This is a genomic window from Streptacidiphilus albus JL83 (genome assembly GCF_000744705.1).
GTDB classification, from domain to species: Bacteria; Actinomycetota; Actinomycetes; order Streptomycetales; family Streptomycetaceae; genus Streptacidiphilus; species Streptacidiphilus albus.
Genome location: NZ_JQML01000001.1, coordinates 533,513 through 546,433, shown reverse-complemented (window position 1 = coordinate 546,433; position 12,921 = coordinate 533,513). Strand labels below are relative to the sequence as shown.

11 protein-coding genes are annotated in these 12,921 nt (G+C 72.8%); 9 read left to right on the top strand and 2 right to left on the bottom strand.

Going from position 1 to position 12,921, the window contains the following annotated elements:
* Window positions 1-368: 368 nt before the first annotated feature.
* The 7 genes from BS75_RS02490 (at window position 369) to BS75_RS02460 (ending at window position 8,788) form a co-directional block, all read left to right on the top strand.
* Complete coding sequence (locus tag BS75_RS02490; RefSeq protein ID WP_052069117.1) at window positions 369-1,715, top strand: hypothetical protein; 1,347 nt, start codon at window positions 369-371, stop codon at window positions 1,713-1,715.
* Window positions 1,716-1,851: 136 nt separating this feature from the next.
* A complete protein-coding gene (locus BS75_RS47690) occupies window positions 1,852-3,009 on the top strand; it encodes a hypothetical protein (RefSeq protein WP_034087016.1) in 1,158 nt (385 codons plus the stop codon).
* A 200-nt stretch (window positions 3,010-3,209) separates the two neighbouring features.
* The gene (locus tag BS75_RS02480) at window positions 3,210-5,069 is read left to right on the top strand and encodes an elongation factor G (protein WP_034087015.1); all 1,860 of its coding nucleotides are present in this window, start codon (window positions 3,210-3,212) and stop codon (window positions 5,067-5,069) included.
* Between the two features lie 120 nt (window positions 5,070-5,189).
* Window positions 5,190-6,032 (top strand): SAM-dependent methyltransferase, encoded by an 843-nt coding sequence (locus BS75_RS02475; RefSeq protein WP_081982058.1) that lies wholly within the window; start codon window positions 5,190-5,192, stop codon window positions 6,030-6,032.
* Window positions 6,033-6,106: 74 nt separating this feature from the next.
* Window positions 6,107-6,748 (top strand): GNAT family N-acetyltransferase, encoded by a 642-nt coding sequence (locus BS75_RS02470; protein WP_034087014.1) that lies wholly within the window; start codon window positions 6,107-6,109, stop codon window positions 6,746-6,748.
* A 124-nt stretch (window positions 6,749-6,872) separates the two neighbouring features.
* Window positions 6,873-7,760 carry an SEL1-like repeat protein gene (locus BS75_RS02465; protein WP_034087013.1) on the top strand — a complete coding sequence of 296 codons (888 nt, stop codon included), beginning with the start codon at window positions 6,873-6,875 and terminating at the stop codon, window positions 7,758-7,760.
* Window positions 7,761-7,846: 86 nt separating this feature from the next.
* A complete protein-coding gene (locus tag BS75_RS02460; RefSeq protein WP_034087012.1) occupies window positions 7,847-8,788 on the top strand; it encodes a carbohydrate kinase family protein in 942 nt (313 codons plus the stop codon).
* Window positions 8,789-8,842: 54 nt separating this feature from the next.
* On the opposite strand, the gene BS75_RS02455 is transcribed toward BS75_RS02460, so the two are convergent.
* Window positions 8,843-9,655, bottom strand: coding sequence for a hypothetical protein (locus BS75_RS02455; RefSeq protein ID WP_034087011.1), 813 nt, complete (start codon window positions 9,653-9,655; stop codon window positions 8,843-8,845).
* 208 nt (window positions 9,656-9,863) lie between these two features.
* On the opposite strand from BS75_RS02455, the gene BS75_RS02450 reads away from it, so the two are divergent.
* On the top strand, window positions 9,864-10,508 hold the full coding sequence (locus tag BS75_RS02450; RefSeq protein ID WP_034087010.1) for a class I SAM-dependent DNA methyltransferase: 645 nt from the start codon (window positions 9,864-9,866) through the stop codon (window positions 10,506-10,508).
* 55 nt (window positions 10,509-10,563) lie between these two features.
* Here BS75_RS02450 and BS75_RS02445 read toward each other — a convergent pair whose 3' ends face one another.
* Window positions 10,564-11,004 carry a MarR family winged helix-turn-helix transcriptional regulator gene (locus BS75_RS02445; RefSeq protein ID WP_042440658.1) on the bottom strand — a complete coding sequence of 147 codons (441 nt, stop codon included), beginning with the start codon at window positions 11,002-11,004 and terminating at the stop codon, window positions 10,564-10,566.
* A gap of 158 nt (window positions 11,005-11,162) precedes the next feature.
* On the opposite strand from BS75_RS02445, the gene BS75_RS02440 reads away from it, so the two are divergent.
* Complete coding sequence (locus BS75_RS02440; protein ID WP_034087008.1) at window positions 11,163-12,791, top strand: MFS transporter; 1,629 nt, start codon at window positions 11,163-11,165, stop codon at window positions 12,789-12,791.
* Window positions 12,792-12,921: the final 130 nt, after the last annotated feature.

The following is a 12,921-nucleotide window of genomic DNA, read 5'->3' as shown; positions in this document are numbered from 1 at the left end:
CCGATTCCTTCGCTGGCCGTTCCAGGGGTGGGACGCCGGGACGCGGCGCGCGGCGCCCGGAGCGGAGCCGTGCCGGGGTGGGACTCGCCGGTTCTCCGGGGCCCCTCCAGTAGGCGCTCACCGACACCGCCGGGAAAAGCCCTTCCGGGGAGGGAGGTTGTTGAAATTCCACGGGTGTTGAAACACCGCTCGCGGCCCCGGGGTCACACCTGCTTCGCCGTCGAACGGCTGCTCGAGGCGTTGCCGCCCGCGCCGCCCCGCCGCCTGTTACCCGGACGGGTGATTGTCGGTGGAATTTACACCGGCGCGGAATTTCCGCAGGTAGCGTGTGAGCTACATATCGACTGTTCAGGTGGGGAATTGTCGCAGTGGACAGACATCCGAACCACTTCCTGCGTCGACTTCTCGCGGAGACCGGCTGGACCGGCGACCGGTTGGCGCGCGCGGTCAACCAGGTCGGCACCGAGTGCGGTCTCTCGCTCAACTACCAGCGCTGGTCCGTCTCCCAGTGGCTGGCCGGGACCCAGCCGCGCCCCCCGGCCCCGGCGCTGCTGGTGGAGGCGCTCTCCCGGGGGCTCGGCCGAACGGTCTCGCTGGCCGAGGCCGGCCTCGACGACCGGACCGTCTCACCGCTCCTCTCGCCGACGGACCGTCAGGAGGGGCCGGAGGGAAGGCTGGTGTCCCTCGCCCGGTACGGCGGGGACCCGGAGCTCGCCCTGCCCTGCGACCTCTCGGTCTGGACGGCGGTCCTGGGCGACCGTCGCCGGGCCCCCGGGGCCGGGTCCGGCACGGAGCCGACCCCGCTGAGGGCCGGGGAGCGACTCTCGCCCCCGAGGGTGGAGGCGAGCGGGGCCATGGTGCAGGTCTTCTCCGCGGCCGACCATGTGCACGGCGGCGGCCAGGCCCGAACGGCGCTGGCGGTCTACCTCGCCGAGACCACGGCCCCGATGCTCCGGGCCCCCGGGCCCCCGTGGCTGCGCCGCCGGGTGCTGCTCACCGCGGCACAACTCACCTATCTGTGCGGCTTCATGCACTTCGACGACGACCTCCAGGGGCTGGCCCAGCGGTACTACCTGACCAGCCTCGAACTGGCCGAGGCCGCGGACGACCCGGTGGGCCAGAGCCTGGCGCTGCGCGGACTGAGCGTCCAGGCCCATGCGCTGCACCGGCCCGGCCGGGCGCGCGACCTGGCCCGGGCCGCGGTCGAGCGCTCGTCCGGCCAGGCCGCGCCGACCCTCCGGGCCTCGCTGTTGGGCCAGTTGGCCGTCGCCGAGGCGGCCGGCGGGAACCACTCGGCCGCTGCGGACGCGCTGCACCGTGCCGAGCAGGCGCTCGCCGCCGCGCCGGACGAGTGCTCCGCCGTGGGCGCCTACCACCTGGCCTCGCTGGACCACCAGCGCGGCGTGACCGCCGTCCACGCCGAGGACTGGCCCACGGCCGTCGCCGCGCTGCGCGGCTCCCTCCGGCGCCGGCCACCGACCGAGCCGCGGTCCCGGGCGCTGGTCCAGGCCAGGCTGGCCCGCCTCCAGTACCGGCTGGGTCACGCCGAGGCGGCGATGGCGACCTGGGAGGAGTTCCTCGACAGCTCCGGCCGGGTGCTCTCGCGCCGGGTGGAGCGCGAGACCGAGGAGCTCGTCCGAGTGGTGCGGAGGCACCGGGGCCGACCCCTCGCCGACCGGCTGCTGCAGCGGGTCGACCGGCGCCGGACGGGCTGACCGCTGCAGCCGTTCCCGGCGGCGGGGGCAGGAGACAGAAGCAGGGGTGTTCGAATTCGTTCATGTCGATGAACTGCCTCGATGTCGGCGTGTGCCAGGGTCGTAGCAACTGGTCGATCAAGGAGAAGGGCGGCCGATGAACAGGTCGCGGCTCACGGAGGAGCTCAGCAGTTCCAGCCCGCTGAACGGCGAGATCGTGGTCGCCGAGCGCTACACCCACCCGGTCCGGGGCCCGGTCGACTGTCCGGCTGCGCCACTGCTGGTCGCGTGGCTTCGGGGGCGGGGCGTGCCGGCGCGCTCCGGCAGCTTCGACCGCCTCTCCGCGACCGGGAACACTGCGGCCGGGCACGCCGCGACCGGGCACGCCCCGACCGTGGTCGCCGCGACCAGCTACCTCGACCCGGCGGGACAGGCGGTGGGCCTGGCCGTCGCGGCCGGCCGGGACGACGCCGAGGTGGCCACGGCGGCGGTCAGGACCTGGTCGGCGGTGCTGCGCACCCGGCGGGTCATCCTGCCGTTCCCGAGCCGGCCCGCCCCCACCGACCGGCCCCAGGGCGCGGCGGCCCGGCCGGTGCCCGCTACCCGACGCGAACCGGCCGTGGACGGTCGGTCCCCGGCCGCCGGGTGCGTGGAGCCGGCCTGTCCCAGGGAGAGCAGCACCTGGGGCGCCGTCAGGGCGTACCAGGGGCGCGGTGACACGGTCCTGATGCTGGGCACCAGGCGTGGGCGGGATGCGGCGCTCCGGACCCCGGGCGGGGTCGACGCCGGGCGCTGCGTGCCGGTGCGCACGCTGGAGGACGCGGGCGAGGAGTTGCGGCCCGAGGCGGAACGGCTCTCCTTCGTGGTCCGTCCGTGTGCGCCGATCGAGGAAGTCGCGCCGCTGCTGCGGGAACTGAGGGGCCGCTTCCCACTGCTGCGCGGCCAGCACCCGGACGAGTGGTGCTACGCGGCGTCGGACCGGAGGAACAGCCTCCGGCTGGCGGCGGAGGCGAGCGACCTGGTCCTGCTGCTGGGGGATCCACTGGACCTCGACCCGCTCGCGCTGGGCCGGGCCGAGCGGCGTCAGCTCTCGACGCTGGCCGACCTCCGGCCGCTGGACCTGGCGGAGGCCGGCACGATCACCCTGGCCGACGGCGGCACCGACGCCGATGCCGACAGCGCGGTCGAGGTCACGGTCGCGGACCTGATCGGGGTGCTGGGCGGGCTCGGCCCGCTGAGCGTGGTGCGGCACCGGGTGCGAACCGAGTCCGGCCTGGCGGCCCGCGACCCGCGCGCAGCGATGGAGCCCGCCTGACGGCCGCCGCCGGGAGATGGTCGGGGGTGGCCGGGGGCGGCGCGCGGCGGCCCGGGAAATAATCGGTTTCGCCGGGTCCCGGCCCGGCGTATCGTCTCGAAGGCCCTGCTCAGACCGAAGTGTGGAGACCCCGATGCGCCGACAGATCGACGTTCCTTTCGGACCCGACCTGTCACCCGCATCCCCGAGGACTCCGCACTGTGCCCACCACCCTGAACATCGGCATCCTGGCGCACGTCGACGCCGGTAAGACCAGCCTGACGGAGCGTCTGCTCTTCGACGCGGGCGTCATCGAGCGCCTCGGCAGCGTCGACGGCGGCGACACCCGCACCGACTCCCTCGACCAGGAACGCCGTCGCGGCATCACCATCCAGTCCGCGGTGGTGGCCCTCAGCGCGCCCGCCCCGGGCGCGGAAGGACCGCGGATCACCCTCGTCGACACCCCCGGCCACGCCGACTTCATCGCCGAGGTGGAGCGGGCGCTGCGCGCGCTCGACGGCGTCGTCCTGGTCGTGTCGGCGGTGGAGGGCGTGCAGGCGCAGACCCGGGTGCTGATGCGCACCATCGCCAAGCTGCGCCTGCCCACGCTGATCTTCGCCAACAAGATCGACCGGGTCGGCGCCCGCGAGGACGCGCTGATGGCCGAGATCCGGGAGAAGCTGACGGCCCGCGCCGTGGCCGTGGCCTCGGTGGACGCCATCGGCACGGCCGGCGCTCGGGCCGTCGGGCGTCCGCCGGAAGAGCTCGGCGAGTTCCTGGCCGACGCCGACGACGGCTTTCTCGCCCGGTACCTCGACGACACCGTGAAGCTGGACGACGCCGACCACCGGGCCGAACTGGCCCGTCAGGTGGCTGCGGCGCGGGCGTACCCGGTCTTCTTCGGCTCGGCGGCCACCGGTACCGGGGTCGCGGCGCTGACCGAGGGCATCAGGGAACTGCTGCCCGCACGCAGCCTGCCCACGGACGGTCCGCTGAACGGGACGGTCTTCAAGATCGAGCGCGGCCGGGCGGGCGAGCGGATCGCCTACGCGCGGCTCGACGGCGGGACCCTGACGCCGTATCAACAAGTGGTGTACTTCCGCCCCACCGAAGCCGGTGCGGTGCGGGAGCTGGCCGGTCGGGTGCGGGCGGTCGAGGGCGGCGCGGCCGGCCGGATCGCCCGGATCACCGGGCTCAGGGACGTCCGCATCGGTGACCGGCTCGGCAGCCCGGACGGGCTGGCCCAGGACGGGCACTTCGCGCCGCCGAGCCTCGAATCCGTGGTGACGCCGCGGGACCCGGCCCGCACCGGCGCGCTGTACACCGCCCTGGAGCAGCTGGCGGCCGCCGACCCGTACATCGGCGTCCGGCGGGACCCGGCGACGCACGCGATCTCGGTCCGGCTCTACGGCGAGGTGCAGAAGGAGGTCGTCCAGACGACCCTGGCCGAGGAGTTCGGGATCGAGGTGGGGTTCAGCAGCTCGCGGACCCTCTGCATCGAGCGGGTGCGGCGGCCGGGTTCCGGCGTCCAGGAGCGTCGGCCGGAGGAGCGGGTCTTCGACTGGGCCACCGTCGGCCTGCGGATCGAGCCGACCGCGCCGGGCTCGGGCGTCGGCTACGGCCTGGAGGTGGAGCTGGGGGCCCTGCCGCTGTCGTTCCACACGGCGATCGAGGAGTCGGTGCGCAGCCGGCTACTGGCCGGACCACAGGGCTGGGAGGTCACCGACTGCCGGGTGACGGTCACCCGCACGGCGTTCTTCCCGCCGCTGTCGACGGCCGGTCACTTCCGCAGCGTCGCGGCGCTGGCCCTGGACCGGGCGCTCCGCGAGGCCGGCACCGAGGTCTGCGAGCCGGTCGACCGCTTCGAGCTGGAGGTCCCGGCGGACAGCGGCCCCCGGGTCCTGCCGCGGCTGGTCGCCCTGCGCGCGGTGCCCGACGAGCCGCAGGCCGGCCCGTCGATCTGGCGGCTCACCGGCACCATCCCGGCCGACAGCATCGCCGCGTGCGAACAGGAACTACGCGGCCTGACCCATGGCGAGGGCCTCTTCCTCAGCGAGTTCGACTCCTACCGTCCGTGCTGAGCCGACACCGGAACAGGGGCGGCGCATTCCCGGATCGCCGCCCCGGCCGGGCCGGGCTGCCTACTAGGATCGCTCCCTGACGAACCATTGGGGCGGACGGGTGGACAAGGAGCGCAAGTGATGTCGAATGCTGCCGACTGGATGAAGCAGAGGACGGAGGAGCCGCCGGTCGAGCCGGTGGACCTGCGGATCGACATCCCGCACTCGGCCCGGATGTACGACTTCTGGCTCGGCGGGAAGACCAACTTCCCGCCGGACCGGGCCCTGGGTGAGGCGTTCGAGCAGGCGATACCCGGGATCAAGGTCATGGCGCGGGAGAACCGGAGGTTCCTCGGCCGGGCGGTGCGCTACCTGGCCGGCGAGGCGGGCATCCGGCAGTTCCTCGACATCGGTACCGGCATCCCCACCGAGGGGAACATCCACGAGGTCGCCCAGGCGACGGCTGCGGAGAGCCGGGTGGTGTACGTCGACAACGACCCGATCGTCCTGGCCCATGCCCGGGCGCTGATGGACAGTACCGGCACCGGCCGCACCGCCTACATCCACGCCGACCTGATGGAGCCGGAGAAGATCCTCGCCGATCCGCTCCTGTCGAGCACGCTGGACCTCGAACAGCCGGTGGGCCTGACGCTGGTGGCCATCCTCATGCTGATCGCCGATGCCGACGACCCGTGGGGCCGGGCGCGGGTGCTGATGGACGCCCTGGCGCCCGGCAGCTACGTGGCCGTCACCCATCCCGGAGCGGACTTCGACCCCGTCGCGATGGCGTCCGTGGTCGAGGCCGCGGCCAAGGGGCAGATGACCCTGGTGCCCCGCACCCGGGAGGAGGTGGCGCGCTTCTTCGGCGACTGGGAACTCGTCGAGCCGGGTGTCGTGCCGGTCATGGGCTGGCGCCCCGACGGCGAACCGCCCGCGGATCCGGCCGCCGCCTACTACTGGTCCGGAGTCGCCCGGAAGCGGTGAACCGGGACCCCGACCCTGCGTCGGCGGCGGGAAAACCGGATGACCGTGATCGCGGGAGTGCGTGAGAATGGCGCATGCTGACCGATCACTGGCCCCTGCTGGGGCTGCGTCTGAACACTCCCCGCCTGGAGCTCCGGCTGTCCTCCGACGACGAGTTGGCCGACCTGGCCGAGCTGGCCGCCGAGGGCATCCACGAGCCGGACCGGATGCCGTTCATCGTGCCGTGGACGGACCTGCCCCCGGCCGAGCGGGCGCGCTCGGTGATCCAGCACCACTGGCTGCGCCTCGGGAGCTGGTCCGCCGACAACTGGGCGCTGAACCTCACCGTGTTCGAGGACGGCCGGGTGGTCGGCCTGCAGACGGTGGCCGCCAAGGACTTCGCGGTCCTGCGGCAGGTCAGCACCGGTTCCTGGCTCGGTGCGCGACACCAGGGGCGGGGGATCGGCACGGAGATGCGCGCCGCGGTGCTGCAGCTGGCCTTCGCCGGGCTCGACGCGGCCGAGGCGACCTCCGGCGCCTTCGAGGACAACGCCTCGTCGCTCGCCGTCTCGCAGAAACACGGGTACGAGTCGGACGGCGTCGACCGCCGGACGGTCCGCGGTCGGCAGGTGACGGTGCGCCGGTTGCGGCTGTCCCGCGACCGGTGGCGGACGCACCAGCAGGTACCCGTCTCGATCACCGGCCTTCCGCCCTGCCTGCCGCTGTTCGGGCTGTAGCGGCGCACCCGACCCTCGACGGTCGCGGCGATCCGCTGGGCGGCGCCGATTTCCGGAACGGGATCAACCTGGGGCGCCGCCGACTATCGTCTTCCCAAGGCAATCGTGCGGGGAGGAGACGCGCGTGCGACGCGAGGCGAAGGCGCAGGCCGACAGCGGCGACCCGGAGGCCGTGTTCGAGGAGGGGCTCAGGCTGTACCACCTGGGCAGGCACGCCGAGGGCGTCCCGCTGCTCCGGGCCGCCGCGGCGAGCGGGTACCCGAAGGCGCAGAGCTCGGTCGGGTACAGCCTGATCGAATGCGGTCGGCCGAGCGAGGGGGAGGCCATGCTCCGGCAGGCCGTGGACGCCGGGTATCCCGGGGCCCAGTACAACCTGTCGTGGCTCTACGACCGTTGGGGGCGCGAGGAGGCAGTCGCCCTGCTGCAGCAGGCCGTCACCGGATGGCAACGGCTCGCGCAGGAGGGCGACCCCGAGGCGCTGACCGAGTTGGCGCTGACGCTGCGGGCCGCTCGGCGGGCCGAGGAGGCGGACGAGGCCGTGAGGGAAGCGGTCCGCCGCTACGAGCAGTCGGCCGCCGACGGTGACGTGGATGCGATGTGCCGGCTCAGGGAGTGCCACGACGAGCTGGGCGATCGCGACCAGGCCGAGGTGTGGGCCCGCCGGGCCGCTCGGAGCGGCAGCGCCGAGGGGGAGTTCGCGCTGGCCGGTCTGCTGCTGGAGCGCGGGGACGAGGCCGGCGCGGTGCAGTGGTTCAAGAAGGCCGCGCGGCACGGCCACGCCGGTGCCATGTTCAACCTCAGCCTGCTCCAGCGGTCGCCCCGGCAGACCAAGCGGTGGCTCAGGCGCGCGGCTCGTGCGGGCGAGCGGGGAGCGATGAACAACCTCGGTGTGATCATGAAGCAGGAAGGACGTCCGTCGACAGCCCGTACCTGGTACCTGCGGGCCATCGAGCTCGGCGACCCCGACGCCGAGCGGAACCTGGGACTCCTGCAGAATGCCACGGGGCTCTGACCGGTCGCTCCGGAACGACGTCGGAGGCGGTAGCGACACGGGGCCTGGGTTCTGACGGAACGTCATCGGAGTCGGGAGAAGCAGTCTTGTCGAGCTACGAGGTCCTCGTCATCGGCGGTTCCGGCGTGGACACCATCGTCCAGGTCGAGGAGCTCCAGGTCCCTCCGGGCGACTACGCGCCCGTGCCGCCGATCCGCGACTACGTCGCGCACAGCGGCAACGGCGTCGCCCTCGGCTTCCATGCGCTGGGCCTGTCCACCCGGTTCATCGACTACCTGGGTGACGACCCGGCGGGCCGGCTGATCCGGGCCCGGTACGCGGAGGTCGGCCTGGACTTCCACACCCTGCCCGCCCCCGCCGGTACGCCCCGCAGCGTCAACCTCGTGGACCAGCAGGGGCGGCGCTTCTCCTTCTACGACGGCCGGCATCCGGACGAGCTGCGGCTGCCGGCCGAGTTCTACCGTCCGCACGTGGCCGGAGCGCGCCATGTCCACGTCTCCCGAAGCCACTTCAACCAGGACGTCTTCGAGGACCTGGCCGCGGCCGGGGTGACGGTCTCCACCGACCTGCACGCCTGGGACGGCATCGATCCCGGCGCCCACCCGTACGCCTTCGGCGCCGACTTCGTCTTCATGAGCGCGGCCACGGTCGGCGACGGGGCGCCGGAGACGCTGCGCCGGATCATCGAACTGGGCCGGGCCCGGGTCGCGGTGGCCACCGACGGCGCCGCCGGGTGCCATGTCGCCACCCGGCAGGACCCCGGCACCGTCCGGCACTTCCCCGCCGTCGAACCCGAGCGTCCGGTCGTGGACAGCAACGGCGCGGGAGACGCCTTCGTCACCGCCTTCCTCTTCGGCCGGTTCAACGGGGATCCGCTCGCGGAGTGCGTCCTCGCGGGCTCGGTCGCCGGCGCGTTCGCCTGCGGGAGCCAGGGAACGCACGAGGAGCTGATCACGAGCGGAGGGCTCGCCGCAGCCGTGGACCGCATTCGGCGCAGCGGGGCCGGGCTGCCGGCAGCGTTCCGGTGAGCCCCGGCGGGAGCCAGGCCCCGCCGGGACCGCCCCGGCCCCGCCGACGGCGCGTCACTGAGTGACGGAGGCCAGCGTGGTGCCCATCCTGATGTCGCTGAGCCACTGGGTGGCGCTGCCCGAGGAGGGGTGGTAGAGGCCCCACTTCAGGTAGTCCACGGTGCCGTCGTAGGTGGTCCCGGTGTAGGTGTCGGAGCCGTTGGAGAGCTTCTGCTCCACGCCGTCGTACCAGAACCGGATGGTGCCGTCGGTCACGCCCTCGGTGATGCCGAGGGCGTAGCTGCTCCACTTGTCGTTGACCGCCGGGGTGCTCCAGAGCACGACCGAGGTGTGCTGGTGCGTCCACTCCTCCAGCTGGACGTTGCCGTTGACGTCCTCCAGGACGACCGGGTGGTTGGCCGTCCCGGTGCTCGGGTCGCACTTGAGCTGGAAGAGGTAGCGGCTCATCCCGTCGGTGATGTCGAACTTCGACGACCAGCCGAGGTAGTAGCTGCTGTTCAGCGTGACCGTGGGGCCCTGTCCCTCGCAGCGCTCCAGCCCGGCCGGCTGGACCACCTGCCAGACCTCGCCCATGTCCGTGTCGGCCGTGCTGGTGAAGGTGTTGGACGTGCACTGGATGGAGGTGAACGCCGCCGTGGAGCCGCCCGGCGCGGCGGACCACAGCAACTGCCCGCCGGCGGCGGGTGAGGTGACGACGGGTCCGGGGCCCGTCGTGGCGGGCGAGGTGACGACGGGTCCGGGGCCCACCGGGCCGGGCGCTGCGGCCTGGGCGTCGGCCAGCAGCGCGGCCCCGCCGGCCACGGTGACGCTCAGCGCGGCGGCCAGCCACACGCGGGTGCGGCGGGAAGGTGTACGTCGTCTGTTCACGGGGTCCTCGGTGTCGGTCCGGCAGCAGCGCCGGGTGGTGGGTGCCGTCGGCGGCGGTCGGCGCCGCTCGCCTGTGCGTCGGCCACCGTGTCGGCTCCGGAAGGACGGCCGGATGACAGCCGGTGACCAGGAGCTGTCGGCGCTCTGAAGATCCTTTCACGGGTGCTCCGCGCAGCCGAACTCCCGTGCCGGACTACTCTGTCGGACCATGGACCCGGACGGCTGGTTGGCAGACACCCGCACCTCCTACGACACGGTCGCAGCCAGCTATGCCGACACGATGCGCGAAGCGCTGGTCGGCACGCCGTACCTCCGGGCGGCCCTGGCCCTGTTCGCCGACGCGGTCCGGGACGCCGGCGGCGGGCCGGTGGCGGACGTGGGCTGCGGGCCGGGCCATGTCACCGCCCATCTCGCCGACCTGGGCGTCGACGCCTTCGGCATCGACCTCTCGCCCGGGATGGTCGAGGTGGCGCGCGGCGACCACCCCGGGCTCCGGTTCGAGGTCGGCTCGATGACGGCGCTCGATCTCGCCGACGAGTCGATCGCCGGGGCGCTGGCCTTCTGGTCGTTGATCCATATCCCGGACGACGAGGTCCCGACGGTTCTCTCCGGCCTCCGGCGGGTGCTGCGCCCCGGCGCACCGCTGCTGATCGGCTTTCATGTGGGCGACGGGTCCACCCTGAAGACACAGGGGTACGGGGGCCACCCGATGAAGGTCCACGTCCACCGGCGCCGGCCCGCCCAGGTGAGCGGCCGGCTGCGCGAGGCCGGGTTCACGGTGGAGACCGAGATGCTGCTCGACCCGGAGGGAAGCACCCCGGGGGCGGTCCTCTTCGCCCGCCGTCCCGCGTAGTCCCGGCACCGGCAGTTGCCTCTGCGCCGGACTGGCACGAGGCGCGGACGAATGTCTAGGCGTCCGGGTCCGGTTCGGCGAGCTGGTCGTCCATGGCCGAGCACATCCGGGTCACCAGGGTCTCGACCTGCTGGAGGAGCTCTGGCGGGTACTCGGCCATCAGCGCGTCCAGGCGTCCGGCGAGCGAGCGGAAGAAGGTGTCGGCGCGCGCCTGGATATCAGTGCTGCTGCGCAGGGTGACGACGCGTCGGTCCTCGTGCTCCCGGGTGCGCACGATGTGTCCGGCGGCTTCGAGACGGTTGAGCAGCGCGGTGGTGGCACCGGAGGAAAGCTGGATGCGCTTGCTGAGGCGGGCAGGCGACAGCGGTGTGCCGCGCTCCTCGGCGGCGGTGATCTCCAGCAGCGCAGCCGCGTCCGTGGAGTACAGGCCCAGCCAGGCGGCGAAGCGGCGACTGAACTCGGTGTAGCGTCCGCCGAAGGCGGTGAAGCCCTCCATCAGCCGCTCGCGCTGCGCCGCGACGTCTGCGATGTGCGCCTGCTCCGCCAAGGCCGTCTCCCGTGCTGATCCCGTGAGCCGCTTCGGGCTCGCCTTTGACAACCTACCGCTATCAATTTACCTTCATCATGGAACTACTTCACCATGGAGGTATTGAGATGCGTGATCCATCACCCCGTCGCCGTTGGCTTGGCCTGATCGCCATCGCACTGGGGGTGGCGCTGATCGTGGTGGACACCACGATCGTCAATGTGATCGTCCCCTCGATCGTCGAGGACCTGCACGCCACTTCGGCCCAGGCGCAATGGGTCCAGGAGTCCTATGCCATCGTCTTCGCGGCGTTGCTGCTGCTCACCGGCCGGATCGCGGACATCTTCGGCGCCCGCCGGATCTTCACCGCCGGGGCCGTCCTCTTCGGGGCGACCAGCATCCTCGCCGGGCTGGCACCCGACAGCGGCCTGCTCGTCCTGGCCCGCTTCCTGCAGGGCGCCAGTGCCGCCATGCTCCTGCCGACCTCGCTGTCCCTACTGAAGGCCACCTTCACCGGCAAGGCCAGGGGCCAGGCGTTCGCCGTCTGGGGTTCGACCATCGGCGCGGCTGCGGCGCTCGGACCCGTGCTCGGCGGCTGGCTCGCCGAACACGTTTCCTGGCGCTGGGCCTTCGGCATCAACGTGCCCCTGTCGGCCCTGGTCGTGGCCGGCGTGCTGCTCCACATCGCGCCGTCGCCCCGCACCCGCGGGCGGGTGGACCTGCCCGGCGGGCTGCTCTCCGTCCTCAGCCTCGGCCTGCTCGCCTTCGGACTGGTCGAGGGCCGTGAGTACGGCTGGATCGCGACCGTCCGGCCGCTGAAGCTGCCCGGCTTCACCTGGGCCGGCGGGCCCTCGCCGGTCCTGGTGGCGCTGCTGCTGTCGGCCCTCGCCATGGCCGCGTTCGTACGTCGGCAGCTGGCCCTCCACCGCAGCGGCGACACCTCCCGGATCCTGATGGACGTGGGCCTGTTCTCCATCCCCTCGTTCCGGGGCGGCAATATCGCCACCCTGATCATCGGCCTCGGGGAGTTCGGCATCGTCGCGGTGCTTCCGCTGTGGCTGCAGTTCACCCTCGGCTACAGCGCCCTCCAGGCCGGGCTGGCCCTCGTGCCCGTGGCCATCGGGAGCTTCGTGGCCAGCGGCGCCAGCTTCGGCATGGCCGCCAAGGTCTCCCCACTGAACATGCTGCGCCTCGGCCTGGCCCTGGAGGTCGTCGGACTGGCCGGGATCGGCCTGGTCGCCTCGCCCGGCAGCTCCTGGTGGTCCGTCTCGCTCGTGCTTTTCCTGTACGGAATTGGCGTCGGCTTCGCCACCGCCCAGGTCACCAACGTCGTCCTGAACGACATCCCCGAAGCCAGCTCCGGCCAGGCCTCCGGTATCCAGAGCGCTCTGCGGCAGTTGGGCTCCGCACTGGGCATCGCCGTCCTGACGACGGCGTTCTTCACCACGCTCAGCACCAGGCTGCACGGCCGACTGACCGACGCCGGCCTGTCCGCGGCGCAGTCCGGCAGATTCACGAGCGCCGTCACGGACAGCGCCGGCGCCGCCATCGGCCCTCTGGCCGCCCATCCGCAGACCGTGGCCGTGGCCGAGGCGGCACGCTCCGCGATGACCGACGGCGTGGTCCTCGGCGGCTTCATCGCGGCGGCCTTCGTCGCCCTGGGCCTCCTGGCCTCCTTCCTCATTCCCGCCACCCCGGTCGAGTCCGCCGGCGACAACCGTCCGCCCCGCACCGAGAGGGAGCTCGCGCACCCCTGACCAGTTCGAACCTGACCATGGTGTCGTCAGCCGCCCGAACGTGCGCTCGTCGTCGCCCCGAACGCGACCCGCTAGCCCTGTCCTTCGCACATGACTCTTTGTGGCGATTCCTAGTCCTCGGCGGTGTCGT

Excerpts from the sequence above, each read along its gene's own strand:
- BS75_RS47690 (WP_034087016.1), top strand. The coding sequence starts at position 1,852 with ATGAACAGGTCGCGGCTCACGGAGGAGCTCAGCAGTTCCAGCCCGCTG.
- BS75_RS02475 (WP_081982058.1), top strand. The coding sequence starts at position 5,190 with ATGTCGAATGCTGCCGACTGGATGAAGCAGAGGACGGAGGAGCCGCCG.
- BS75_RS02470 (WP_034087014.1), top strand. The coding sequence starts at position 6,107 with ATGCTGACCGATCACTGGCCCCTGCTGGGGCTGCGTCTGAACACTCCC.
- BS75_RS02450 (WP_034087010.1), top strand. The coding sequence starts at position 9,864 with ATGGACCCGGACGGCTGGTTGGCAGACACCCGCACCTCCTACGACACG.
- BS75_RS02445 (WP_042440658.1), bottom strand. The coding sequence starts at position 11,004 with ATGGAGGGCTTCACCGCCTTCGGCGGACGCTACACCGAGTTCAGTCGC.
- BS75_RS02440 (WP_034087008.1), top strand. The coding sequence starts at position 11,163 with ATGCGTGATCCATCACCCCGTCGCCGTTGGCTTGGCCTGATCGCCATC.